The organism is Phytobacter palmae, from assembly GCF_039409775.1.
In the GTDB taxonomy this organism is placed as follows: domain Bacteria; phylum Pseudomonadota; class Gammaproteobacteria; order Enterobacterales; family Enterobacteriaceae; genus Phytobacter; species Phytobacter palmae.
In genome coordinates this window covers 111,134-135,698 of sequence record NZ_JBCIVJ010000013.1, presented here as the reverse complement: position 1 = coordinate 135,698, position 24,565 = coordinate 111,134, and the positions used below count along the sequence as shown (strand labels likewise).

The window sequence follows — 24,565 nt, the reverse complement described above, 5'->3', positions numbered from 1 at the left end:
GTATTTTTACTTGTGTTGCCGGGCGTATACAAAAAGAGAGAGGAACTGCACAGAATAAGAGCGTTATGATGGGGCATTCATTTTTATATTTTCAAAAATCCTCATATATAGAAGGGAACATTGTAGATATTTGTGATCTGCGTCTCCTTGAAAAAGTTAAATGCCCGGCCAAAAGACCGGGCACCAGGGACAGCAAAGCGGTTTAATTCATAAACGCAGGCTGTTTTTTCTCATAGCTGGTAATGGCATCTTCATGCTGCAGGGTCAGACCAATACTGTCGAGACCGTTCATCATGCAGTGGCGTCGGAATGCGTCAATGACAAACGGGTAGGATTTACCTCCGGCTTTCACCACTTGCGCTTCGAGATCCACCTCAAAGGAGATACCCGGATTAGCCTGTACCAGTTTAAACAGTTCATCCACTTCTTCATCGCTCAGCTTCACAGGCAGCAACTGGTTGTTGAAGCTGTTGCCGTAGAAGATATCTGCGAAGCTTGGGGCGATAACGGTTTTAAAGCCATAGTCGGTCAGTGCCCATGGGGCATGTTCACGCGATGAACCGCAACCGAAGTTTTCCCGCGCCAGCAGGATCGAGGCCCCTTTATACTCCGGAAAGTTCAGAACGAAGTCGGGATTCGGGACTTCGCCTTTATCATCCAGGAAACGCCAGTCGTTAAACAGATGCGCGCCAAAGCCGGTACGCGTGACTTTTTGCAAAAACTGTTTTGGAATGATGGCGTCGGTATCGACGTTGGCGGCATCCAGTGGGACAACCAGGCCTGTGTGCTGTGTATATTTCTCTGCCATGATTATCTCCTTTTACAAGCTGCGAATATCAGCGAAATGGCCGGTTACCGCAGCGGCGGCTGCCATTGCCGGGCTGACCAGGTGCGTACGACCGCCGCGACCCTGACGACCTTCAAAGTTACGGTTACTGGTGGATGCGCAACGTTCGCCTGGGTTCAGACGGTCATTATTCATGGCCAGACACATTGAACAGCCCGGTAAACGCCACTCGAAACCAGCTTCAATAAAAATCTTGTCCAGTCCTTCGGCTTCGGCCTGTGCTTTCACCGGGCCAGAGCCTGGCACCACCAGCGCCTGAACGCCTGGCGCGACTTTGCGACCTTTGGCAATTTCTGCGGCGGCGCGTAAATCTTCAATACGGGAGTTGGTGCAGGAGCCGATAAAGACTTTATCAATAGCTACAGAGGTCAGAGGCACACCCGGTTGCAAGCCCATATAAGCCAGCGCTTTTTCTGCGGAGGCGCGTTCAACCGGATCGGCAAAAGAGGCCGGGTCCGGAATGATGTCATTAACGGAGATAACCTGACCCGGGTTTGTCCCCCAGGTGACCTGCGGGGCAATCTCTTCGGCCTGCAGAGTCACAACTGTATCGAAGGTCGCATCTTCGTCAGTTTTCAGTGTTTTCCAGTATTCCACTGCGTCGTCATAGTCTTTACCTTTCGGCGCATGCAGACGGCCTTTAACATAATTGAAGGTGGTCTCATCCGGAGCGACCAGACCCGCTTTGGCACCCATTTCGATAGCCATGTTGCACAGGGTCATACGACCTTCCATGCTCAGCGCCTGAATCGCCTCGCCACAGAATTCAACCACATGTCCGGTACCGCCCGCGCTACCGGTTTTACCGATAATTGCCAGCACGATATCTTTTGCGGTGATGCCTGCCGACGCTTTACCTTTGACTTCAATCTTCATGGTCCTGGCGCGGCCCTGTTTCAGGGTTTGCGTCGCCAGCACGTGCTCAACTTCTGAGGTGCCGATACCGAACGCCAGGGCGCCAAACGCACCGTGAGTGGCGGTGTGTGAGTCGCCGCAGACGATGGTCATACCCGGTAGGGTGACACCCTGTTCCGGCCCCATCACGTGCACGATGCCCTGATACGGGTGGTTCAGATCATACAGCTCGACGCCGAACTCTTTGCAGTTCTTGATCAACTCCTGCATCTGAATGCGCGCCATCTCGCCGGAGGCATTGATATCTTTGGTCTGCGTGGAGACGTTATGATCCATGGTCGCGAAGGTCTTACCCGGCTGACGCACCGGGCGGTTGTGCGCGCGCAGGCCGTCAAATGCCTGTGGCGAAGTGACTTCATGCACCAGATGGCGATCGATATATAACAAGGGGGTTTCGTTTGGCGCTTCGTACACGACGTGCGCATCAAATAATTTCTCGTACAACGTTTTAGCCATGATTACACCCCTTCTGCGATATAACGGGTGATGATGTCACCCATCTCATCGGTACTAACAGCTGCGGCGCCACGGGCTAAATCACCGGTACGCACACCTTCTTCTAATGCGCGGTTGATGGCGCTTTCAATGGCGGTTGCCGCATCGTCGGCATCCAGGCTGTAACGCAACAACAATGCGAGAGACAAGATTTGTGCTATCGGGTTGGCGATATTTTTGCCCGCGATATCCGGCGCGGAGCCGCCAGCCGGTTCGTACAGACCAAAACCTTGTTCATTCAGACTGGCAGACGGCAGCATGCCCATGGAGCCTGTGATCATCGCACACTCATCAGAGAGAATATCGCCGAACAGGTTGGAGCACAGCAGCACGTCAAACGGGGACGGATCTTTAATCAGCTGCATGGTGGCATTGTCGATATACATATGAGCCAGTTCAACGTCCGGGTATTCCTGCGCCACTTCATTGACAATTTCACGCCACAGCAGAGAGGTCTGCAGGACATTGGCTTTATCAATGGAGTGTACTTTTTTACGGCGCTTACGCGCGGATTCAAATGCGATACGCGCGATGCGTTCAATCTCAAAACGGTGATACACCTCGGTATCAAACGCTTTTTCATGCTGACCGCTGCCTTCGCGGCCTTTTGGCTGACCGAAGTAGATACCGCCTGTCAGCTCGCGTACGCAGAGAATGTCAAAGCCGTTAGCGGAAATATCGGCACGCAGCGGGCAGAACTCTTCCAGCCCCTGGTACAGCTTTGCCGGACGCAGGTTGCTGAATAATTTGAAATGTTTACGCAGCGGCAGCAGAGCACCACGCTCCGGCTGCTGTGCTGGTGGCAGATTTTCCCATTTCGGGCCGCCTACGGAGCCAAACAGAATAGCATCTGCCTGCTCGCAACCTTCCACAGTTGCCTGCGGCAGCGGGTTGCCATGACGATCAATTGCGATGCCGCCCACATCATAGTGGCTGGTGGTGATACGCATATCGAAACGGTTACGAACGGCGTCCAGTACTTTTAAGGCTTGCGCCATGACTTCCGGGCCAATACCGTCACCCGGCAACACGGCAATATGGTAGTTCTTCGACATCACACAGTTTCCTTGTTGATTTCTTTATTTTGAGCTTTGCGTTGCAATTCTTTTTCGACTTCTGCGGCGCGCCAGATATTGTTCAGAACGTGTACCATCGCTTTGGCGGAAGATTCCACGATATCTGTTGCCAGACCCACGCCGTGGAAACGACGCCCGTTATAATTGACGACGATATCCACCTGGCCCAGCGCATCTTTGCCCTGACCTTTAGCATTGAGGTCATATTTAACCAGTTCAATGTCGTAACCGGTGATGCGATTGATTGCCTGATAAACGGCGTCTACCGGACCGTTGCCGTTGGCCGCTTCCGCTTTCGTTTCTTCGCCACATGCCAGCTTCACAGAGGCGGTCGCGATATCGCTGGAACCGGACTGCACGCTAAAGTAATCCAGACGGAAATGTTCTGGCTCTTCTTGCTGCTTATTGATGAACGCCAGCGCTTCCAGATCATAATCAAAGACCTGGCCTTTTTTGTCCGCCAGTTTCAAAAACGCGTCGTACAGATGGTCCATGTTGTAGTCGGTATCTTTGTAACCCATCTCTTCCATACGATGTTTCACCGCCGCACGGCCAGAACGGGAGGTCAGGTTCAACTGCACCTGATTCAGCCCGATGGATTCCGGGGTCATGATTTCGTAATTTTCACGGTTTTTCAGCACGCCATCCTGATGGATACCGGAGGAGTGAGCAAAGGCGCCAGTGCCCACGATCGCTTTGTTCGCCGGGATAGGCATGTTGCAAATCTGGCTCACAGTCTGGCTGGTACGCCAGATTTCGTGATGATTGATGCCGGTGTGCACATTCATGATGTCTTTGCGCACCTTAATGGCCATGATGACCTCTTCCAGTGAACAGTTTCCTGCGCGCTCGCCGATACCATTCATCGCCCCTTCAACCTGACGTGCACCGGCATGGACGGCCGCAATCGCGTTGCCGACGGCCAGGCCTAAATCATCGTGGGTATGGACGGAGATAATGGCTTTATCAATGTTCGGTACGCGTTCATACAAACCGGTAATAATACTGGAGAACTCGAAGGGCATGGTGTAGCCAACGGTGTCCGGGATATTAATGGTTTTCGCGCCTGCGTTGATGGCGGCTTCAACCACGCGCGCCAGGTCCGCGATCGGAGTACGACCTGCATCTTCACATGAGAATTCAACATCGTCGGTATAATTACGCGCGCGCTTAATCATATAGATGGCACGCTCGATTACTTCATCCAGCGTACTGCGCAATTTGGTAGCGATATGCATCGGTGACGTGGCGATAAAGGTATGGATGCGAAACGCCTCAGCGACTTTCAGCGATTCAGCCGCCACATCAATATCTTTCTCGACACAGCGTGCCAGCGCGCAGACGCGGCTGTTTTTAACCTGACGCGCGATAGTCTGTACGGATTCGAAATCGCCCGGAGAAGATACCGGAAAACCGACCTCCATGACGTCAACGCCCATACGTTCCAGCGCCAGAGCGATCTGCAGCTTCTCTTTCACACTCAGGCTTGCCTGTAATGCTTGTTCACCATCACGTAAGGTCGTATCAAAAATAATGACTTGCTGGCTCATGGTTTAGGTCCTTATCTCTCTTCGGTCGCCTTGCTACGAGCATAAAAAAACCCGCGCCAAGGCGCGGGTTCTTAGTGTAACTGGAGGATGACTCAATGCTGAGTGTCGCCCACCGGTCTACCGCGCACATGGGATGCGTTTAGTAGTAGTAGACCGAGGAAGCGAACATTGCGAATCATTAACCAGCTCCAGATGAATTCGATTAGATGCGATATGCCATTAGTGGTACTGGATTCAGAAATCAAAGTCAACACCGGGACCCGTAAAAGCGCATGAAAACGAGTTTGGCACCGCATTTTGTTTTAGTTAATCGTGCTGTAATTGTATGAAAAAGCAAAATAAGGTATTAGTGCTATTTCATACTTGACGTTATTTGTACCTTTGATGAACATTTCTTTGCAGTTGGTTATATTTATACACTTCTATGCTCAACTTGCTATCTCAATGATTAATCGCGATTAATTCATTGAAGTTATCATTTTTCTTAATCAATACAACAAAATGATAATTTTAAGTTAAATTATATTTTTCTCAATGGCGGAAATATCTCCGCCGGAGAGCATTTATTGCTTACTGAGGTCGTATTGTACATTCACTCTAATTATGTTTTGATCTCCGTATGCCGTTTTAATTAAACGGGAATAGTTAATTTAGTGTCTCTTTTTGCGAGTGCAATTAGCAGTCATTAAAATATCTTTATATATTCCTATTTTGTTGGGTTCCTCTTTTCCTTATCTCATATGCGTGATAAATCATATTCCTTAAGATTATTGCTGCCGGGATAAATGGAATTTAGCATGATATCGGAGAAGGACATGTCAGAAGAGAAAATTGAAAGTGCTCATGTTAATGAGATAACGAAACCGCAACTTCGTAAAGTTGATCTTAATTTGTTAACTATTTTCGATGCGGTAATGCAGGAACAAAATATTACACGTGCAGCCCATACATTGGGGATGTCGCAACCGGCGGTGAGCAATGCCCTGGCCAGACTTAAAGTCATGTTTAATGACGAACTGTTTGTACGCTATGGCAGAGGCATACAGCCTACCGCGCGTGCTTTTCAGCTGTTCGGTTCGGTTCGTCAGGCGTTACAGCTCGTGCAGAATGAGCTTCCGGGGTCCGGTTTTGAACCCGTCACCAGTGAGCGCGTTTTTAATCTTTGTGTTTGCAGTCCGCTCGATAACCTCCTCACCTCAGTTATCTATAATCGCGTGGAAGAGGTTGCCCCGAATATCCATCTGGTCTTTAAATCATCACTAAATCAAAATACCGAACATCAGCTTCGTTATCAGGAAATAGAGTTTGTTATAGGTTATGATGAATTTCGTCGTCCAGAGTTTTCCTGCATACCGCTATTTAAAGATGAGATGGTGTTGGTAGCCAGTAAAAAACACCCGCGTATTAATGGCCCGCTTCGCGAGAGTGATATTTATAGTGAGCAACATGCAGTCGTTTCACTGGATCGTTATGCGTCATTTAGTCAGCCCTGGTATGACACAACAGATAAACAGGCCAGTGTTGCTTATCAGGGAATGGCAATGACGAGCGTGCTCAATGTGGTTTCTCAAACACAGCTTGTAGCCATTGCGCCGCGTTGGTTAGCGGAAGAGTTTGCCGATAAATTAGAGCTACAGATTTTGCCTCTGCCATTAAAATTGAATAGCCGTACCTGTTATTTGTCATGGCATGAAGCGGCTGGTCGTGATAAAGGACACCAGTGGATGGAAGAATTACTGGTCTCGGTTTGTCGCCGTTAAAAAGAGTATCAATGGATTGAATGTGCCAGCGGCGGAATTCTTCTGTCTGGCCATATCAATGCAAAATTTTATGCTGAGATATTTTTCTGGCGCATCAAAATGCGCCGTAAAAATGCATGATTTACTGATCAGTAAGTGATTCGAATGACGAATTGTCATTGTCTTTGCTTATTACAGACAATTTCACCAATTCCCGCTTGTTAACCTCATTTTTCCTCTTTTGGGGCGAGATGAGGTGTATCGTTTGCTAATTGCCTGCCAGATTTTCAGCGGTTATGGTAACTGCCATTCATAATCAGAATGCAGGGATTTCCTGTACTGAATAGTGTGACAAGACGGAAATGCGTTCTGTCGTCAGTCGCCAAACCCAAGCCTGGAGGCAAACCATGGAGATGTTGTCTGGAGCCGAGATGGTCGTCCGATCGCTTATCGATCAGGGCGTGAAGCAAGTATTCGGTTATCCTGGAGGCGCAGTCCTCGATATTTACGATGCGCTACATACGGTCGGTGGAATCGATCATGTCCTGGTGCGTCATGAGCAGGCAGCAGTGCATATGGCTGATGGTCTGGCAAGAGCGACCGGTGAAGTTGGCGTTGTGCTCGTCACCTCCGGGCCGGGAGCCACGAATGCTATTACCGGGATTGCAACAGCCTATATGGACTCGATTCCGCTGGTCGTTCTTTCCGGTCAGGTGGCGACTTCCCTTATTGGTTATGACGCCTTCCAGGAGTGCGACATGGTGGGGATATCCCGCCCGGTAGTGAAACATAGTTTCCTGGTGAAACAGACCGAAGACATTCCTGGTGTGCTGAAAAAAGCGTTCTGGCTTGCTTCCACTGGTCGCCCGGGTCCTGTCGTTGTCGATTTACCGAAAGATATTCTCAATCCTGCGAATAAATTGCCTTATGTATGGCCGGATTCGGTGAGTATGCGCTCCTATAACCCGACCACACACGGGCATAAGGGACAAATCAAACGTGCTTTGCAAACGCTCGTGGCGGCTAAACATCCCGTTGTCTATGTTGGCGGTGGTGCGATCACGTCCGCCTGTGAAACGCAACTGAGCATACTGGCAGAAAAATTGAATCTTCCTGTTGTCTCGTCGCTTATGGGGCTGGGGGTGTTTCCTGCATCGCATCGTCAGGCGTTAGGTATGTTGGGTATGCACGGTACCTACGAAGCCAACATGACTATGCATCACTCGGATGTGATCTTTGCCGTTGGAGTGCGCTTTGATGACCGCACAACTAACAATCTGGCGAAGTACTGCCCAAATGCGACTGTGCTGCATATCGATATTGACCCGACGTCGATTTCAAAGACGGTACAGGCGGATGTGCCAATTGTTGGGGATGCCCGGCTGGTGCTCGAGCAGATGCTGGAGTTGCTGGGGCAAGAAGAGTTTCAACAGCCTTTAGATGATATTCGCGACTGGTGGTTGCAGATTGAGCAATGGCGTGCCCGCCAGTGTCTGAAATATGACACGCAAAGCGAGAAGATCAAACCGCAGGCGGTGATCGAAACGATCTGGCGCTTAACGAAGGGGGATGCATACGTCACCTCAGATGTCGGCCAGCATCAAATGTTTGCGGCGTTATATTACCGCTTTGATAAACCGCGTCGCTGGATAAACTCTGGTGGTCTGGGCACGATGGGCTTTGGTTTGCCAGCCGCACTGGGCGTGAAAATGGCACTCCCGGATGAAACGGTTATCTGCGTCACGGGCGATGGCAGTATCCAGATGAATATTCAGGAGCTCTCTACCGCAATGCAATATGAGCTTCCGGTGCTGGTATTGAACCTGAACAACCGATATTTGGGCATGGTGAAGCAGTGGCAGGATATGATCTATTCCGGTCGCCATTCACAATCGTATATGCAGTCATTGCCAGACTTTGCGCGCGTAGCTGAAGCTTATGGTCATGTAGGAATCACGATTACCCGTCCGGATGAACTGGAAGCGAAGCTGAGTGAGGCGCTTGAGCAGGTGAAGAATAACCGCCTTGTCTTTGTCGATGTGACCGTCGACGGGAGTGAACATGTTTATCCGATGCAGATCCGTGGCGGTGGCATGGATGAAATGTGGTTGAGCAAAACGGAGAGAACCTGATATGCGCCGGATATTATCTGTTTTACTGGAAAATGAATCGGGCGCGTTATCGCGCGTGATCGGTCTTTTTGCCCAGCGTGGCTATAACATTGAAAGTCTGACGGTTGCGCCGACAGATGATCCTACACTGTCGCGAATGACGATTCAGACGGTTGGTGATGCCAAAGTGCTGGAGCAAATTGAAAAACAGCTGCACAAGCTGGTCGATGTGTTACGTGTAAATGAGCTTGGGCAGGGTGCTTACGTCGAGCGCGAGATCATGCTGGTGAAAGTCCAGGCCAGCGGGTATGGTCGTGAAGAGGTCAAACGCAACGCGGAGATCTTCCGCGGGCAGATCATTGATGTCACGCCTTCTATTTATACGGTTCAGCTCGCTGGCACCAGTGATAAGCTTGATGCTTTTCTGGCGACCATTCGCGATGTCGCTAAAATCGTTGAGGTAGCGCGGTCTGGCGTGGTCGGTTTATCGCGCGGCGACAAAATCATGCGTTAAGTGTTACGCGTACGTCATTTTCCTGGCCTGGCGTTATCCGCCGGGCTTTTTTTTTGCGAAATCCGCCGGAAGCGAACACAAAAGCTGTTGCCGCAGTGTCTATTCTGCGCTTAGATGTTATGGAATTTAACCTATATCCCTAAAAAGGTTATGGAGTATCTTTTATTTTTTGAGGGGCAATTGTGAAACTGGATGAAATCGCCCGGCTAGCCGGCGTCTCACGTACCACGGCAAGCTATGTCATTAATGGAAAGGCAAAGCAATATCGTGTCAGTGATAAAACCGTCGAAAAAGTCATGGCGGTCGTACGTGAGCATAATTACCACCCGAATGCGGTGGCGGCTGGGTTGCGAGCGGGACGTACTCGCTCCATTGGGCTGGTTATTCCGGATTTGGAGAACACCAGTTATACGCGCATTGCGAATTATCTGGAGCGACAGGCGCGTCAGCGCGGTTATCAGCTACTTATCGCCTGCTCTGAAGATCAGCCAGATAATGAAATGCGTTGTATTGAACATCTGCTTCAGCGCCAGGTCGACGCCATTATCGTTTCAACATCTTTACCACCAGAGCACCCTTTCTACCAGCGTTGGGCCAATGACGCGTTTCCCATAGTTGCACTTGACCGCGCGCTGGATCGTGAACACTTCACCAGCGTTGTTGGTGCCGATCAGGATGACTCGGAAATGCTGGCCGCGGAATTACGTAAATTCCCGGCAGAAAAAGTACTCTACCTGGGGGCGCTACCTGAACTTTCGGTTAGCTTCCTGCGCGAACAGGGGTTCCGTACTGCCTGGAAGGACGATCCCCGGGAAGTGGATTATCTCTATGCAAATAGCTATGAGCGTGAAGCTGCTGCACAGTTGTTTGAAAAATGGCTGGAAACGCACACCATGCCACAGGCGCTATTCACTACTTCTTTTGCATTATTACAAGGTGTGCTGGATGTTACGCTGCGCCGCGATGGTAAGTTACCGTCTGACCTGGCCATTGCTACCTTTGGGGATCATGAATTGCTGGACTTCCTGCAGTGCCCGGTCCTTGCTGTGGCTCAGCGCCATCGCGATGTCGCTGAACGCGTACTTGAGATTGTACTGGCAAGTCTGGACGAGCCGCGTAAACCTAAAGCGGGTTTGAGCCGCATTCGCCGTAACCTCTACCGTCGTGGCGTATTAAGCCGCGTTTAGCAATCCGATAAAGGCAGTAATCGCTGCCTTTTTGTTGCGAATGAAAGGCGATAATTAATTTTATTGCCAATTCAGATAAATCCTTATTTTTAGGGCTGTTAATTTAATTAATTTGCCTTATTTCTCTCAGGACACATTTTAAAGTAATTAAGACGTAACTGAACGTGTCTTCTGTATTACTTTGTTACATCTCCCACCGTAATCGTTGAAATAACAACCACTTTTTGATTATGGGCTTTATAGGTGCGTCTTTTCTTAACGCGCTCGCGCCGCGCAGACGGCATCTGGCACTGTTATCTGTCTGCAATATGTCTTAAAATGCCGCCCGCGTCGCAAACTGACACTTTATATTTCGCGCGCATAAAATAAGTGGTTTTTAACGCCCCAATGCATATTCAGTTTTTTTCTTACAAATATTCATGACGTTAATTTGCCTCATTAGTTGAGCGGTATTTCACCAAAGTGGAATGTAACCGCTAATAAGGGATCTTTTATTCTGGTTAGCCTTTGCACTGGCTTGACAAGCTTTTCCTCCGCTCCGTAAACTCCTTCGGTGGGGATTTGTGGGATAAAGTGGTGAAATAGGTCACTCAGGGGTGGGGCTGGTATGTTCCGTGGAGCTACATTAGTCAATCTCGACAGCAAAGGCCGATTAGCCGTGCCGACCCGTTATCGGGATTTGCTGCTGGAGAAAGCTTCCGGTCAGATGGTTTGCACCATTGACATTCGTCACACCTGCCTGCTGCTTTACCCCTTACCCGAATGGGAAATTATTGAGCAAAAATTGTCGCGTCTGTCGAGCATGGATCCGCAAGAGCGCCGGGTACAACGTCTCTTGCTGGGGCATGCCAGCGAATGTCAGATGGATAACGCAGGGCGCTTATTAATCGCGCCTGTTTTGCGGCAACATGCCGGGCTGACGAAAGAAGTGATGCTGGTCGGACAGTTCAATAAATTCGAGCTGTGGGACGAAACGACCTGGTATCAACAGGTCAAGGAAGATATCGACGCTGAGCAAACGGGCACTGAAATACTTTCAGACCGGTTGCAGGATTTGTCTCTGTAATGATGATGGAAAATTTTAAACACACAACGGTGCTACTGGATGAGGCCGTTAATGGCCTGAACATTCGTCCGGATGGCATATACATTGATGGCACTTTTGGCCGCGGTGGTCACTCACGCCTGATCCTCTCCCATCTGGGAGCGGAAGGACGTCTGCTGGCTATTGACCGTGACCCGGAAGCGATTGCCGTCGCAAAAACTATTGATGATCCCCGCTTTTCCATCGTACATGGTCCTTTTTCCGCGCTGGCTGAGTATGTCAGCGAGCGTGGCCTCACCGGTAAGATCGACGGAATCCTGCTTGATCTTGGGGTCTCTTCCCCGCAACTCGATGATGCTGAACGCGGTTTTTCTTTTATGCGTGACGGTCCGCTTGACATGCGTATGGATCCCACGCGCGGTCAGTCTGCTGCCGAGTGGTTACGAACGGCCGATGAAGCCGACATCGCATGGGTAATAAAAACCTTTGGTGAAGAGCGCTTTGGTAAACGCATCGCGCGCGCCATCGTTGAGCGTAACCGTGAGGAGCCGATGACACGCACCAAAGAGTTGGCTGCGGTGGTGGCGGCAGCGACACCGGTGAAAGATAAATTCAAACATCCTGCGACCCGTACCTTCCAGGCGGTTCGCATCTGGGTAAACAGTGAACTGGAGGAGATAGAGCAGGCGCTAAAAAGCTCGATCGATGTCCTGGCCCCGGGCGGTCGGCTTTCGATCATCAGTTTTCACTCGCTGGAAGACCGCATTGTAAAACGTTTTATGCGTGAGCAAAGCCGTGGTCCGCAGGTTCCGGCTGGATTACCGATGACGGAAGAGCAACTCAGGAAACTGGGTGGACGTCAGTTACGAGCACTAGGCAAGTTGATGCCGGGCGAAGAAGAAGTGGCTGAGAATCCACGTGCCCGTAGTTCAGTTCTGCGTATTGCAGAGAGGACGAACGCATGATCGGCAGAGTGTCAGAGACCCTTAGCAAAGTTAAAGTGTCGTTAGGAAGCAACGAGCGCCATGCCTTGCCTGGCGTGATCGGCGACGACCTTTTGCGATTTGGGAAACTGCCACTCTGCTTGTTCATTTGCATCATCATGACGGCGGTGACGGTTGTCACCACTTCGCATCATACGCGCCTGTTGACGGCTCAGCGTGAACAACTCGTGCTGGAACGTGATGCGCTGGATATCGAATGGCGCAACTTGATCCTTGAAGAGAATGCGCTCGGCGATCATAGCCGGGTTGAGCGGATCGCGACCGAGAAGTTGCAAATGCAGCATGTCGATCCGTCCCAGGAAAATATTGTTGTACAGAAATAAGGAACCACGCGACGCATGAAAGCCGCAGCGGTGAAAACGCCAAAACCGAAACGCCAGGAAGAACAGGCCAGCTTTGTGAGCTGGCGTTTTGCCTTGCTTTGCGGCTGCATTTTGCTGGCGCTGGGCTTTTTGCTGGGTCGCGTGGCGTACTTGCAAATTGTGAACCCCGATATGCTGGTGCGCGAAGGGGATATGCGCTCTCTGCGCGTACAGGAAGTCGCGACCTCGCGCGGTATGATAACCGATCGTTCTGGCCGCCCGCTGGCAGTGAGTGTGCCGGTTAAAGCTATTTGGGCCGACCCAAAAGAGGTGCAGGATGCTGGCGGCGTAACGCTCGATAATCGCTGGAAAGCCCTGTCTGACGCATTAACTATCCCGCTCGATCAACTCTCCTCGCGCATTAATGCTAACCCGAAAGGGCGCTTTATCTATTTAGCGCGTCAGGTGAACCCCGACCTTGGCGAGTACATCAAAAAACTTAAATTGCCGGGCATTCACCTTCGCGAAGAGTCCCGCCGTTATTATCCTTCGGGCGAAGTAACTGCTCACCTCATCGGCTTTACTAACGTCGACAGTGAAGGTATCGAAGGGGTCGAGAAAAGCTTTGATAAGTGGCTTACCGGTCAGCCGGGTGAGCGTATTGTACGTAAAGACCGTTATGGCCGCGTAATTGAAGATATCTCTTCCACCGACAGCCAGGCGGCTCATAACCTTGCGCTGAGTATTGATGAACGTCTACAGGCACTGGTCTATCGCGAGCTGAACAATGCGGTGGCATTTAACAAAGCGGAATCGGGCAGTGCCGTGCTGGTGGATGTGAACACCGGCGAAGTGCTGGCGATGGCGAACAGTCCCTCTTACAACCCGAACAATTTCACCGGTACCGCGAAAGATGCCATGCGTAACCGGGCGATTACTGACGTCTTCGAACCGGGTTCGACGGTTAAACCCATGGTCGTGATGACCGCTCTCCAGCGTGGTGTCGTCACGCCTAACACCGTATTGAACACCATCCCTTATCGAATTAACGGCCATGAAATCAAAGACGTGGCCCGCTACAGCGAATTGACCCTGACCGGGGTATTACAGAAGTCGAGTAACGTTGGTGTTTCTAAACTGGCGTTAGCGATGCCGTCCTCAGCGTTAGTAGATACTTACTCACGTTTTGGGCTGGGAAAAGCGACCAATTTGGGGTTGGTCGGAGAACGCAGTGGCTTATTTCCTCAAAAACAACGGTGGTCTGACATAGAGAGGGCCACCTTCTCTTTCGGCTACGGGCTGATGGTAACGCCGTTACAGTTAGCGCGAGTCTATGCAACCATCGGCAGCTATGGTGTTTACCGCCCGCTGTCGATAACCAAAGTTGATCCACCTGTTCCAGGCGAACGTATCTTCAATGAATCTATCGTACGTAATGTCGTACATATGATGGAGAGTGTGGCCCTGCCTGGCGGCGGCGGTGTAAAAGCGGCGATTAAAGGTTACCGCATCGCGATTAAGACCGGTACGGCGAAGAAGGTGGGGCCCGATGGGCGCTACATCAACAAATACATTGCTTATACCGCGGGTGTTGCGCCCGCCAGTAATCCACGCTTTGCGCTGGTGGTCGTTATTAACGATCCACAAGCAGGTAAATACTACGGTGGCGCCGTTTCTGCGCCGGTGTTTGGTGCCATCATGGGCGGTGTTTTACGTACCATGAACATCGAGCCGGATGCGCTGACTACGGGCGATAAGAATGAATTCGTAATTAATCAAGGCGAGGGTACAGGTGGCAGATCGTAATTTGCGCGACCTTCTTGCTCCGTGGGTGCCAGGCGCGCCGGAGCGAGCACTGCGAGAAATGACACTCGACAGCCGGGTAGCGGCGTCGGGTGATCTTTTCGTGGCAGTCGTGGGTCATCAGGCGGACGGGCGTCGATATATCCCGCAGGCGATTGCGCAAGGTGTGGCTGCCATTATTGCTGAGGCGAAAGATGAGGCCTCCGATGGCGAAATACGCGAGATGCATGGCGTACCGGTTATCTATCTGAGCCAGTTAAATGAGCGTCTTTCTGCGCTGGCGGGGCGTTTTTATAACGAACCTTCTGAGCAACTGCGCCTGATTGGCGTGACCGGCACTAACGGTAAAACCACCACCACACAGTTGCTGGCGCAATGGAGTCAGTTGCTTGGCGAAACCAGTGCGGTGATGGGCACAGTGGGGAATGGTCTGCTGGGCAAAGTTATACCATCGGAAAATACCACCGGTTCCGCCGTTGATGTACAGCATGTGATCGCAAGCCTTGCGCAGCAAGGTGCAACCTTCGCCGCGATGGAGGTCTCCTCTCACGGATTGGTTCAGCACCGCGTGGCAGCATTGAAATTCGCTGCGTCTGTCTTTACGAATCTGAGCCGCGATCATCTGGACTATCACGGCGATATGACCAATTACGAAGCGGCCAAATGGCTGCTGTTCTCTGCCCACCATTTCGGCCAGGCCATCGTTAACGCTGATGATGAGGTCGGACGCCGTTGGTTAGCGAATCTGCCTGATGCGGTTGCCGTGTCGATGGAAGGCCATATCAATCCGGATTGCCATGGCCGCTGGCTTAAAGCGAGTGACGTGGTATACCACGACAGCGGTGCCACTATCCGCTTTACCTCCTCGTGGGGCGAAGGCGAGATTGAAAGTCGTCTGATGGGAGCCTTTAACGTCAGCAATCTGCTGCTGGCGCTGGCGACGCTGCTGGCGTTGGGTTATCCACTGACCGATTTACTCAACACTGGCGCACGTCTGCAGCCAGTTTGCGGGCGTATGGAAGTGTTCAGCGCGCCGGGCAAACCTACGGTGGTGGTGGATTATGCGCATACGCCGGACGCGCTGGAAAAAGCGCTGCAGGCGGCACGGCTGCACTGCACCGGGAAACTGTGGTGCGTATTTGGCTGCGGTGGCGATCGCGATAAAGGCAAGCGTCCTCTGATGGGCGCTATTGCCGAGCAGTTCGCTGATATTCCGGTCGTGACGGATGACAACCCGCGAACCGAAGAGCCGCGCGCCATCATCAACGATATCCTTGCGGGAATGCTGGATGCGGGCCGCGCCCATGTAATGGAAGGTCGCGCAGAAGCGGTCACCAACACCATCATGCAGGCGAAAGAAAATGACGTTGTCCTGCTCGCAGGCAAAGGCCACGAAGATTATCAGATTGTCGGTAACCACCGTCTCGATTATTCAGACCGTGTAACCGCAGCGCGTCTGTTGGGAGTCATCGCATGATTAGCGTAACGCTTAGCCAGCTCAGCAGCATTTTGCACGGTGAATTGCATGGTGCAGACGCAACCATTGAAGCTGTCACTTCCGATACCCGTAAGTTGACCTCAGGTTGCCTTTTTGTGGCGCTGAAAGGTGAACGTTTCGATGCCCATGATTTCGCTGATAAAGCGAAAGAGGGTGGGGCTGGTGCGTTGCTGGTCAGTCGCAAACTGGATATCGACCTGCCGCAACTGGTGGTGAAGGATACTCGTCTCGCGTTTGGCGAACTGGCGGCCTGGGTTCGTCAGCAGGTGCCTGCTCGCGTTGTGGCGCTGACAGGCTCTTCCGGCAAAACGTCGGTGAAAGAGATGACGGCCACCATCCTCAGTGAGTGTGGCAATACGCTTTATACCGCCGGAAATCTGAACAATGACATCGGTGTGCCGATGACCCTGCTGCGTCTGACAAGAGAACATCAGTACGCGGTGATTGAACTTGGCGCTAATCATCAGGGCGAGATTGCCTGGACCGTGGCGCTGACCCGCCCGGAAGCGGCGCTGGTTAACAACCTTGCGGCAGCGCACCTGGAAGGGTTTGGTTCTCTTGCCGGCGTGGCAAAAGCTAAAGGCGAGATTTATACCGGTCTGCCTGATAACGGCATTGCCATTATGAATGCTGACAATAATGACTGGCTGAACTGGCAGAACATTATCAGCAATCGCAAAGTCTGGCGCTTTTCGCCAAACGCCGCCAACAGCGATTTTACCGCGACCAATATTCATGTGACCTCTCACGGCACCGAATTTACCCTGCAAACGCCGACGGGCGGCATTGATGTCACGTTGCCATTGCCTGGGCGTCACAATATCGCGAATGCGCTGGCCGCAACTGCGCTGGCGATGGCGGTAGGGGCTCCGCATGACGCTGTGAAAAAAGGTCTGGCCAATCTGAAAGCGGTTCCGGGGCGTCTTTTCCCGGTGCAACTTGGCGAAAATCAATTACTGCTGGACGACAGCTATAACGCGAATGTGGGGTCTATGACGGCGGCAGCACATGTATTAGCCGAAATGCCAGGTTATCGAGTCATGGTTGTCGGCGACATGGCGGAGTTGGGTGATGAAAGCGAAGCGTGTCACGTTCAGGTGGGAGAAACGGCAAAAGCTGTTGGTATCGACCGCGTGTTAAGCGTCGGCAAGCTCAGTAAAGCCATCAGTGATGCCAGCGGCGTCGGCGAGCATTTTGATGATAAGGCGGCAATGATTGCGCGTTTAGAGGCGCTTATTGCCGAGAAGCAAATTATTACCATTCTGGTGAAAGGTTCACGTAGTGCCGCCATGGAAGAGGTTGCACGCGCATTACAGGAGAAAAGGGCATGTTAGTTTGGCTGGCCGAACATTTGGTCAAATATTATTCCGGCTTTAACGTCTTCTCCTATTTGACGTTTCGCGCCATCGTCAGCCTGCTGACCGCGCTCTTCATCTCTTTATGGATGGGGCCGCGCATGATTGCCCGTCTGCAAAAACTCTCTTTTGGTCAGGTTGTGCGTAACGATGGCCCGGAGTCGCATTTCAGTAAACGCGGTACGCCGACCATGGGCGGCATCATGATTCTGACAGCGATCGTGGTGTCCGTTTTGCTGTGGGCTTATCCGTCCAACCCATACGTCTGGTGCGTTCTGATTGTACTGGTTGGCTACGGTATCATTGGCTTTGTTGATGACTACCGCAAAGTGGTGCGTAAAGACACGAAGGGGCTGATTGCCCGCTGGAAATATTTCTGGATGTCGGTGATTGCGCTGGGCGTCGCGTTCGCGCTCTACCTTGCGGGCAACGATACGCCAGCCACACAGTTGGTGGTGCCGTTCTTTAAAGATGTCATGCCGCAATTGGGTATTTTCTACATCCTGCTTGCTTATTTCGTGATTGTGGGAACAGGTAACGCGGTCAACCTGACTGATGGTCTTGATGGACTTGCGATTATGCCCACTGTGTTTGTGGCTGCGGGCTTTGCACTGGTTGCCTGGGCGACCGGTAACATGAACTTCGCCAGTTATCTGCACATTCCGTATCTGCGTCATGCGGGCGAGCTGGTTATTGTCTGTACGGCAATTGTAGGCGCAGGGCTGGGATTCCTGTGGTTTAACACCTACCCGGCTCAGGTCTTTATGGGGGATGTGGGCTCCCTGGCGTTAGGTGGTGCACTGGGCATTATCGCCGTGCTGCTGCGTCAGGAGTTTCTGTTGGTCATTATGGGCGGCGTCTTCGTCGTCGAAACCCTGTCTGTCATTTTGCAGGTTGGGTCGTTCAAATTGCGTGGTCAGCGTATTTTTCGTATGGCGCCGATTCACCATCACTATGAACTGAAGGGCTGGCCGGAACCGCGCGTTATTGTGCGCTTCTGGATTATTTCGCTGATGCTGGTCCTGATCGGTCTGGCAACGCTCAAGGTACGTTAATCATGGCAGATTACCAGGGTAAAAAAGTCGTCATTATTGGTCTTGGTCTGACGGGACTCTCGTGCGTGGAATTTTTCCGCGCGCGCGGCGTTACGCCGAAAGTGATGGATACCCGCGTTTCACCGCCGGGGCTGGATAAGCTACCGGAAGAGGTGGAGCGCTATCTTGGTGGTCTGAATGATGACTGGCTCCTGGCGGCCGATCTGATCGTTGCGAGTCCGGGGATTGCCCTGGCGCATCCATCGCTGAGCGCAGCGGCAGATGCGGGTGTCGAGATAGTGGGTGATATTGAGCTTTTCTGCCGTGAAGCGCAGGCGCCGATCGTGGCGATCACCGGGTCGAACGGTAAAAGCACGGTCACGACGCTGGTTGGCGAAATGGCGAAATCCGCCGGCAAAAACGTTGGTGTCGGAGGCAATATTGGCCTGCCCGCGCTTATGCTGCTGGAGTCTGCCTGCGATCTCTATGTCCTTGAGCTTTCCAGCTTTCAGCTCGAAACCACATCCAGCCTGCATGCGGCGGCGGCGACCATTCTCAACGTTACCGAAGATCATATGGACAGGTATCCGTTTGGTCTCCAGCAGTACCGCGCGGCAAAACTGCGTGTTTATGAAAATGCGAAAGTTTGCGTAGTGAATGCAGATGACGCGCTGACCATGCCGGTGCGTGGCGCGGATGAGCGCTGCGTCAGTTTTGGCGTGGATGTCGGCGATTACCATCTCAATCGTCAGCAGGGCGAAACCTGGCTGCGCGTAAAAGGCGAGAAGGTTCTTAACGTTAAAGAGATGAAGCTTAGCGGCCAGCATAATTATACGAATGCACTGGCGGCACTGGCCCTGGCCGATGCAGTGGGGTTACCACGTGCCAGCAGCCTGAAGGCGTTGACTACGTTTACCGGGCTGGCGCACCGCTTCCAGTTGGCGCTGGAGCACAACGGCGTACGCTGGATTAACGATTCCAAAGCGACCAACGTTGGTAGTACTGAGGCGGCACTGAACGGCCTGCATGTGGATGGCACGCTTCACCTGCTGCTCGGCGGTGACGGTAAATCGGCAGACTTCTCTCCACTGAAACGCTATCTCGAAGGCAGCAATGTTCGCTTGTATTGCTTTGGCCGTGATGGTGCGGAGCTGGCTGCGTTGCGTCCGGAAATTACTGACCAAACGCAGGATATGGAACAAGCGATGCGCCTGATTGCGACACGGGTGCAACCGGGCGATATGGTGTTGTTATCCCCCGCCTGCGCCAGCCTCGATCAATTTAAGAATTTTGAACAGCGTGGCGATGTCTTTACCCGCCTGGCGCAGGAGTTAGGTTGATGCGTTTAAGTCTCCCCCGCCCGAGAATGCCCCACCTGCCAGGATTTGGGATCCTGAGCTGGTTGTTTGGTGCATTAAAAGGTTGGGTGATGGGTTCACGCCAGAAAGACAATGACAGTCTGGTCATGTACGACCGCACGCTGTTCTGGCTGACGCTGGGCCTGGCGGCGATCGGATTCATTATGGTGACATCGGCATCCATGCCGGTAGGACAGCGGCTGACGGCGGACCCGTTCTTCTTTGCCAAACGTCATGCGCTGTATCTGTTTCTGGCGTTTTGTCTGGGGCTGGTAACGCTGCGGTTGCCGATGGAGTTCTGGCAGCGCTGGAGTTCGGTAATGCTGGTGGCCGCCATTGTCATGCTGTTGGTTGTTCTGGTGGTGGGCAGCTCAATTAACGGGGCGTCGCGCTGGATTGACCTGGGTGTAATGCGTTTCCAGCCGGCGGAATTTACCAAGCTGTCGCTGTTTTGTTATCTGGCGAACTATCTGGTCCGTAAGGTTGATGAGGTGCGCAATAACCTGCGCGGGTTCCTTAAGCCGATGGGCGTCATTATGGTGCTTGCCGTGCTACTGCTGGCTCAGCCCGACCTGGGTACTGTGGTTGTGCTCTTTATTACGACGCTGGCGATGTTATTCCTGGCAGGGGCAAAGCTGTGGCAGTTCATCGCCATTATCGGCTCTGGTATCGCAGCGGTGATTTTGCTGATTCTGGCTGAGCCATACCGTATCCGTCGTGTGACATCGTTCTGGAACCCCTGGGATGATCCCTTTGGCAGCGGCTACCAGCTGACGCAATCGCTGATGGCATTTGGTCGCGGTGAGCTGTGGGGACAAGGACTTGGGAACTCAGTACAAAAGCTGGAGTATCTGCCCGAAGCTCATACCGACTTCATCTTCGCCATCATCGGCGAAGAACTGGGTTATATCGGTGTGGTACTGGCACTTTTAATGGTATTCTTCGTCGCTTTCCGCGCCATGTCCATCGGACGCAAAGCGCTGGAAATTGATCAGCGGTTTTCTGGTTTCCTGGCCTGCTCGATTGGCATTTGGTTCAGCTTCCAGGCATTAGTAAATGTCGGCGCTGCCGCAGGTATGCTGCCGACTAAAGGGCTGACTCTGCCGCTCATCAGTTATGGCGGCTCCAGTTTATTGATTATGTCGACGGCAATCATGCTGTTGTTACGAATTGATTATGAAACGCGTCTGGAAAAAGCCCAGGCGTTTACACGAGGTTCACGATGAGCGGTCAACCGAAGCGGTTAATGGTGATGGCAGGCGGTACCGGCGGACATGTTTTCCCCGGGCTGGCGGTTGCGCACCATTTAATGGATCAGGGCTGGCAAGTACGCTGGCTCGGAACCGCTGATCGCATGGAAGCCGATTTAGTACCGAAGCACGGTATTGAGATTGACTTCATCCGTATTTCCGGTCTTCGCGGTAAAGGGGTAAAAGCCCTGTTGCTTGCGCCGGTGAGAATTTTTAACGCCTGGCGTCAGGCGCGCGCGATTATGCAGCGCTTTAAGCCAGACGTGGTGTTGGGTATGGGGGGATATGTCTCCGGCCCTGGCGGTTTAGCCGCATGGTCGCTGGGTATTCCCGTCGTGCTGCATGAGCAAAATGGCATTGCAGGGCTGACCAACAAATGGCTGGCGAAGATCGCCACCAAAGTCATGCAGGCTTTCCCGGGCGCATTCCCGAAGGCAGACGTGGTAGGAAACCCGGTACGTGTGGATGTACTGGCACTGCCATTGCCACAAGAACGTTTGCCGGGGCGTGAAGGGCCGGTACGTATTCTGGTCGTGGGTGGTTCGCAGGGGGCGCGCGTACTGAATCAGACCATGCCGCAGGTCGCGGCAAAACTGGGCAGCACGGTGACTATCTGGCATCAGAGCGGAAAAGGAGCTCAGCAAGCCGTTGAGCAGGCTTATGTCGATGCTGGTCAGCCTCAGCATAAAGTGACCGAATTTATTGATGATATGGCGCAAGCCTATGCCTGGGCGGATGTCGTGGTATGCCGTTCCGGCGCACTGACGGTGAGTGAGATCGCTGCCGCTGGCCTTCCAGCGTTATTTGTTCCGTTCCAGCATAAGGATCGACAGCAATACTGGAATGCACTGCCGCTGGAAAAAGCAGGCGCAGCGAAGATTCTGGAACAGCCGCAATTTACGGTCGATGCCGTGGCAGAGACACTTGCGGGCTGGAACCGGGAAGCATTACTGGAAATGGCTGAGCGTGCACGCGCCGCCGCCATTCCCGATGCCACTGAACGGGTGGCAAATGAAGTGAGTCTTGCAGCACAGGCTTAATACTGGCGACGCCTTTTGCGTCGCGCGAATTTGAAGTGGTAGATGGCGTTTAGAGAATGAATACACAACAACTGGCGAAACTGCGTTCAATCGTGCCCGAGATGCGTCGCGTTAGGCACATTCACTTTGTCGGCATTGGCGGTGCTGGCATGGGCGGTATTGCCGAAGTTCTGGCTAACGAAGGCTATCAAATCAGCGGTTCTGATTTGGCGCCGAATCCGGTAACGCAGCAGTTGGCGTCGCTTGGCGCGACAATCTATTTCAACCATCGCCCGGAGAACGTTAGCGATGCAAGTGTTGTCGTGGTGTCCAGCGCGATTGCGGCAGATAACCCGGAAATCGTCGCTGCTAATGAAGCGCGTATCCCTGTGATTCGCCGTGCCGAAATGCTGGCCGAGCTTATGCGCTTTCGCCACGGTATCGCTATCGCCGGTACGCATGGTAAAACGACAACCACGGCGATGGTTGCCAGCATTTATGCCGAAGGCGGGCTTGATCCTACCTTTGTGAATGGCGGTCTGGTGAAAGCGGCAGGCGTACATGCTCGTCTGGGCAACAGCCGTTATTTGATTGCGGAAGCAGACGAGAGTGATGCGTCATTCCTCCATCTGCAGCCGATGGTGGCGATTGTCACCAATATCGAAGCTGACCATATGGATACTTACCAGGGCGACTTCGAGAATTTAAAAACAACCTTTATCAATTTCCTGCATAACCTGCCGTTCTATGGCCGAGCGGTGATGTGCGTGGACGATCCAGTTATTCGCGAATTACTTCCGCGCGTGGGTCGTCAGCTCACTACGTACGGCTTTAGTCAGGATGCGGATGTGCGCATTGAAAATTATCAGCAGCAGGGCGCGCAAGGGCATTTCACCCTGATTCGTCAGGACAAGCCGGAGCTGCATGTCACGCTGAATGCGCCTGGTCGCCATAATGCGCTTAATGCAGCGGCTGCGGTCGCGGTGGCGACTGAGGAAGGCATCGACGACGAAGACATTCTGAGCGCGCTGGAGAGCTTCCAGGGCACCGGGCGTCGTTTTGATTTCCTTGGTGAGTTTCCGCTGGAGTCCGTGAACGGTAAACCAGGGACTGCGATGCTGGTGGATGATTACGGTCACCATCCGACGGAAGTGGATGCCACCATTAAAGCGGCCCGCGCAGGCTGGCCGGATAAAAATCTGGTGATGGTATTCCAGCCGCATCGCTTTACCCGTACACGCGATCTGTATGACGATTTTGCCAACGTTCTGACGCAGGTAGATTCGCTGCTGATGCTGGATGTTTACCCTGCGGGCGAAACGCCGATCCCTGGTGCAGATAGCCGTTCCCTGTGTCGTACCATTCGTGGTCGTGGAAAAATCGATCCGATTCTGGTATCCGACCCGGCGCAAACCGCGGCAATGCTGGCGCCGGTCCTGACCGGTAATGATTTAATTCTTATCCAGGGCGCGGGCAACGTCGGCAAGATTGCACGTCAACTGGCAGAAGTGAAACTCAGGCCGCAACAGGAGGACGAGCGCAATGGCTGATAAAGTCGCGGTCCTGCTGGGCGGGATTTCTGCTGAACGCGAAGTGTCGCTAAACTCCGGCGCTGCGGTGCTTGCGGGTTTACGTGAGGGGGGGATTGATGCGCACCCGATTGACCCGCGTGATGTGGATGTCACTCGCCTGAAAGCAATGGGCTTCGATAAAGCATTCATTGCGCTGCATGGGCGTGGCGGTGAAGACGGTACGCTGCAAGGGGTGCTGGAGCTAACCGGCGTGCCTTATACCGGCAGCGGTGTTATGGCATCGGCTATTGCAATGGATAAATTGCGCAGTAAGTTGCTCTGGCAAGGTGCAGGGCTACCTGTTGCCCCGTGGGTTGCTTTAACACGCAGCGAATTTGAATCGGGACTTAATAACGACGTTATTCAGCGCATTGATGCGTTAGGTTTACCGGTTATCGTTAAACCGAGCCGTGAAGGTTCAAGCGTCGGTATGTCAAAAGTTGAAGAATCTGGTGCGTTAACGGGTGCGTTAGCGCTTGCCTTTCAACATGATGATGAAGTTCTTATCGAAAAATGGCTAAGTGGGCCCGAATTTACAGTTGCCATGCTCGGAAAAGAAATTTTACCTTCAATTCGTATTCAGCCCGCTGGAACCTTCTATGATTATGAGGCGAAGTATCTCTCTGATGAGACGAAGTATTTCTGTCCGTCAGGTCTGGAAGCTAAAGATGAGGCCAATTTACAAAACCTGGTACAGAAAGCCTGGCGTGCGCTGGGATGTCGGGGCTGGGGGCGGATTGATGCCATGTTAGACAGTGATGGTCAGTTTTATTTGTTAGAAGCCAATACCGCGCCGGGTATGACTAGTCATAGCCTGGTACCGATGGCAGCGCGACAGGCGGGGTTAACATTCTCGCAATTGGTCGTGCAAATTCTGGAACTGGCGGAGTGA

General features: G+C 52.5%; 21 protein-coding genes. 16 read left to right on the top strand and 5 right to left on the bottom strand.

Translation table 11 applies throughout. The features are described 5' to 3' along the window. Positions 1 to 202 precede the first annotated feature (202 nt). The 5 genes from leuD to leuL form a co-directional block, all read right to left on the bottom strand. Entirely contained in the window at positions 203 to 808 is a 606-nt protein-coding gene (gene leuD / locus AAIG39_RS16580) for a 3-isopropylmalate dehydratase small subunit (RefSeq protein WP_343194290.1), read from the bottom strand. A 12-nt stretch (positions 809 to 820) separates the two neighbouring features. Then, entirely contained in the window at positions 821 to 2,218 is a 1,398-nt protein-coding gene (gene leuC / locus AAIG39_RS16575; protein ID WP_090081606.1) for a 3-isopropylmalate dehydratase large subunit, read from the bottom strand. Between the two features lie 2 nt (positions 2,219 to 2,220). After that, complete coding sequence (gene leuB / locus AAIG39_RS16570; RefSeq protein ID WP_343194289.1) at positions 2,221 to 3,312, bottom strand: 3-isopropylmalate dehydrogenase; 1,092 nt, start codon at positions 3,310 to 3,312, stop codon at positions 2,221 to 2,223. Next, a complete protein-coding gene (leuA, locus tag AAIG39_RS16565) occupies positions 3,312 to 4,883 on the bottom strand; it encodes a 2-isopropylmalate synthase (RefSeq protein WP_090081610.1) in 1,572 nt (523 codons plus the stop codon). The genes leuB and leuA overlap by 1 nt, the downstream gene beginning before the upstream one ends. 92 nt (positions 4,884 to 4,975) lie before the next feature. Further along, positions 4,976 to 5,062: a leu operon leader peptide gene (gene leuL / locus AAIG39_RS25715; RefSeq protein WP_139223013.1), complete on the bottom strand. Its 87-nt coding sequence runs from the start codon at positions 5,060 to 5,062 to the stop codon at positions 4,976 to 4,978. 636 nt (positions 5,063 to 5,698) lie between these two features. On the opposite strand from leuL, the gene leuO reads away from it, so the two are divergent. The 16 genes from leuO (at position 5,699) to AAIG39_RS16485 (ending at position 24,565) form a co-directional block, all read left to right on the top strand. Continuing rightward, positions 5,699 to 6,643 carry a transcriptional regulator LeuO gene (leuO, locus tag AAIG39_RS16560; RefSeq protein ID WP_090081857.1) on the top strand — a complete coding sequence of 315 codons (945 nt, stop codon included), beginning with the start codon at positions 5,699 to 5,701 and terminating at the stop codon, positions 6,641 to 6,643. Between the two features lie 386 nt (positions 6,644 to 7,029). After that, a complete protein-coding gene (gene ilvI / locus AAIG39_RS16555) occupies positions 7,030 to 8,754 on the top strand; it encodes an acetolactate synthase 3 large subunit (RefSeq protein WP_343194288.1) in 1,725 nt (574 codons plus the stop codon). 1 nt (position 8,755) lies between these two features. Then, positions 8,756 to 9,247 (top strand): acetolactate synthase small subunit, encoded by a 492-nt coding sequence (gene ilvN, locus AAIG39_RS16550; RefSeq protein WP_047371832.1) that lies wholly within the window; start codon positions 8,756 to 8,758, stop codon positions 9,245 to 9,247. A gap of 182 nt (positions 9,248 to 9,429) precedes the next feature. Beyond that, on the top strand, positions 9,430 to 10,434 hold the full coding sequence (gene cra, locus AAIG39_RS16545) for a catabolite repressor/activator (protein ID WP_085005538.1): 1,005 nt from the start codon (positions 9,430 to 9,432) through the stop codon (positions 10,432 to 10,434). Positions 10,435 to 11,041: 607 nt separating this feature from the next. Further along, positions 11,042 to 11,500, top strand: coding sequence for a division/cell wall cluster transcriptional repressor MraZ (gene mraZ / locus AAIG39_RS16540; protein ID WP_039078359.1), 459 nt, complete (start codon positions 11,042 to 11,044; stop codon positions 11,498 to 11,500). A gap of 2 nt (positions 11,501 to 11,502) precedes the next feature. Continuing rightward, positions 11,503 to 12,444, top strand: a complete 942-nt coding sequence (gene rsmH / locus AAIG39_RS16535; RefSeq protein ID WP_090081859.1) for a 16S rRNA (cytosine(1402)-N(4))-methyltransferase RsmH — start codon at positions 11,503 to 11,505, stop codon at positions 12,442 to 12,444. After that, positions 12,441 to 12,806: a cell division protein FtsL gene (gene ftsL, locus AAIG39_RS16530; RefSeq protein ID WP_039078360.1), complete on the top strand. Its 366-nt coding sequence runs from the start codon at positions 12,441 to 12,443 to the stop codon at positions 12,804 to 12,806. Before rsmH ends, ftsL begins: the two co-directional genes overlap by 4 nt. Before the next feature lie 15 nt (positions 12,807 to 12,821). Further along, positions 12,822 to 14,591 carry a peptidoglycan glycosyltransferase FtsI gene (locus AAIG39_RS16525; RefSeq protein ID WP_085005539.1) on the top strand — a complete coding sequence of 590 codons (1,770 nt, stop codon included), beginning with the start codon at positions 12,822 to 12,824 and terminating at the stop codon, positions 14,589 to 14,591. After that, positions 14,578 to 16,065: a UDP-N-acetylmuramoyl-L-alanyl-D-glutamate--2,6-diaminopimelate ligase gene (gene murE / locus AAIG39_RS16520; RefSeq protein ID WP_343194287.1), complete on the top strand. Its 1,488-nt coding sequence runs from the start codon at positions 14,578 to 14,580 to the stop codon at positions 16,063 to 16,065. The genes AAIG39_RS16525 and murE overlap by 14 nt, the downstream gene beginning before the upstream one ends. Next, on the top strand, positions 16,062 to 17,420 hold the full coding sequence (murF, locus tag AAIG39_RS16515) for a UDP-N-acetylmuramoyl-tripeptide--D-alanyl-D-alanine ligase (RefSeq protein ID WP_343194286.1): 1,359 nt from the start codon (positions 16,062 to 16,064) through the stop codon (positions 17,418 to 17,420). The genes murE and murF overlap by 4 nt, the downstream gene beginning before the upstream one ends. Then, entirely contained in the window at positions 17,414 to 18,496 is a 1,083-nt protein-coding gene (gene mraY, locus AAIG39_RS16510) for a phospho-N-acetylmuramoyl-pentapeptide-transferase (protein ID WP_343194285.1), read from the top strand. Before murF ends, mraY begins: the two co-directional genes overlap by 7 nt. Before the next feature lie 2 nt (positions 18,497 to 18,498). Then, the gene (gene murD / locus AAIG39_RS16505) at positions 18,499 to 19,815 is read left to right on the top strand and encodes a UDP-N-acetylmuramoyl-L-alanine--D-glutamate ligase (RefSeq protein WP_103280475.1); all 1,317 of its coding nucleotides are present in this window, start codon (positions 18,499 to 18,501) and stop codon (positions 19,813 to 19,815) included. Then, positions 19,815 to 21,059, top strand: a complete 1,245-nt coding sequence (ftsW, locus tag AAIG39_RS16500; RefSeq protein ID WP_047371825.1) for a cell division protein FtsW — start codon at positions 19,815 to 19,817, stop codon at positions 21,057 to 21,059. The genes murD and ftsW overlap by 1 nt, the downstream gene beginning before the upstream one ends. Further along, positions 21,056 to 22,123, top strand: coding sequence for an undecaprenyldiphospho-muramoylpentapeptide beta-N-acetylglucosaminyltransferase (murG, locus tag AAIG39_RS16495; RefSeq protein WP_090081619.1), 1,068 nt, complete (start codon positions 21,056 to 21,058; stop codon positions 22,121 to 22,123). The genes ftsW and murG overlap by 4 nt, the downstream gene beginning before the upstream one ends. Before the next feature lie 56 nt (positions 22,124 to 22,179). After that, positions 22,180 to 23,652 (top strand): UDP-N-acetylmuramate--L-alanine ligase, encoded by a 1,473-nt coding sequence (murC, locus tag AAIG39_RS16490; protein WP_249569304.1) that lies wholly within the window; start codon positions 22,180 to 22,182, stop codon positions 23,650 to 23,652. After that, positions 23,645 to 24,565, top strand: coding sequence for a D-alanine--D-alanine ligase (locus tag AAIG39_RS16485; protein WP_090081624.1), 921 nt, complete (start codon positions 23,645 to 23,647; stop codon positions 24,563 to 24,565). Before murC ends, AAIG39_RS16485 begins: the two co-directional genes overlap by 8 nt.

What these genes read in the sequence shown, in the direction of transcription:
- rsmH (WP_090081859.1), top strand. Translation starts at nt 11,503, where the DNA reads ATGATGGAAAATTTTAAACACACAACGGTGCTACTGGATGAGGCCGTT.
- leuL (WP_139223013.1), bottom strand. Translation starts at nt 5,062, where the DNA reads ATGATTCGCAATGTTCGCTTCCTCGGTCTACTACTACTAAACGCATCC.
- mraZ (WP_039078359.1), top strand. Translation starts at nt 11,042, where the DNA reads ATGTTCCGTGGAGCTACATTAGTCAATCTCGACAGCAAAGGCCGATTA.
- ilvN (WP_047371832.1), top strand. Translation starts at nt 8,756, where the DNA reads ATGCGCCGGATATTATCTGTTTTACTGGAAAATGAATCGGGCGCGTTA.
- mraY (WP_343194285.1), top strand. Translation starts at nt 17,414, where the DNA reads ATGTTAGTTTGGCTGGCCGAACATTTGGTCAAATATTATTCCGGCTTT.
- murF (WP_343194286.1), top strand. Translation starts at nt 16,062, where the DNA reads ATGATTAGCGTAACGCTTAGCCAGCTCAGCAGCATTTTGCACGGTGAA.
- leuA (WP_090081610.1), bottom strand. Translation starts at nt 4,883, where the DNA reads ATGAGCCAGCAAGTCATTATTTTTGATACGACCTTACGTGATGGTGAA.
- AAIG39_RS16485 (WP_090081624.1), top strand. Translation starts at nt 23,645, where the DNA reads ATGGCTGATAAAGTCGCGGTCCTGCTGGGCGGGATTTCTGCTGAACGC.
- ftsL (WP_039078360.1), top strand. Translation starts at nt 12,441, where the DNA reads ATGATCGGCAGAGTGTCAGAGACCCTTAGCAAAGTTAAAGTGTCGTTA.
- leuC (WP_090081606.1), bottom strand. Translation starts at nt 2,218, where the DNA reads ATGGCTAAAACGTTGTACGAGAAATTATTTGATGCGCACGTCGTGTAC.
- murD (WP_103280475.1), top strand. Translation starts at nt 18,499, where the DNA reads ATGGCAGATTACCAGGGTAAAAAAGTCGTCATTATTGGTCTTGGTCTG.
- ftsW (WP_047371825.1), top strand. Translation starts at nt 19,815, where the DNA reads ATGCGTTTAAGTCTCCCCCGCCCGAGAATGCCCCACCTGCCAGGATTT.
- leuD (WP_343194290.1), bottom strand. Translation starts at nt 808, where the DNA reads ATGGCAGAGAAATATACACAGCACACAGGCCTGGTTGTCCCACTGGAT.
- leuB (WP_343194289.1), bottom strand. Translation starts at nt 3,312, where the DNA reads ATGTCGAAGAACTACCATATTGCCGTGTTGCCGGGTGACGGTATTGGC.
- ilvI (WP_343194288.1), top strand. Translation starts at nt 7,030, where the DNA reads ATGGAGATGTTGTCTGGAGCCGAGATGGTCGTCCGATCGCTTATCGAT.
- murC (WP_249569304.1), top strand. Translation starts at nt 22,180, where the DNA reads ATGAATACACAACAACTGGCGAAACTGCGTTCAATCGTGCCCGAGATG.
- leuO (WP_090081857.1), top strand. Translation starts at nt 5,699, where the DNA reads ATGTCAGAAGAGAAAATTGAAAGTGCTCATGTTAATGAGATAACGAAA.
- AAIG39_RS16525 (WP_085005539.1), top strand. Translation starts at nt 12,822, where the DNA reads ATGAAAGCCGCAGCGGTGAAAACGCCAAAACCGAAACGCCAGGAAGAA.
- murG (WP_090081619.1), top strand. Translation starts at nt 21,056, where the DNA reads ATGAGCGGTCAACCGAAGCGGTTAATGGTGATGGCAGGCGGTACCGGC.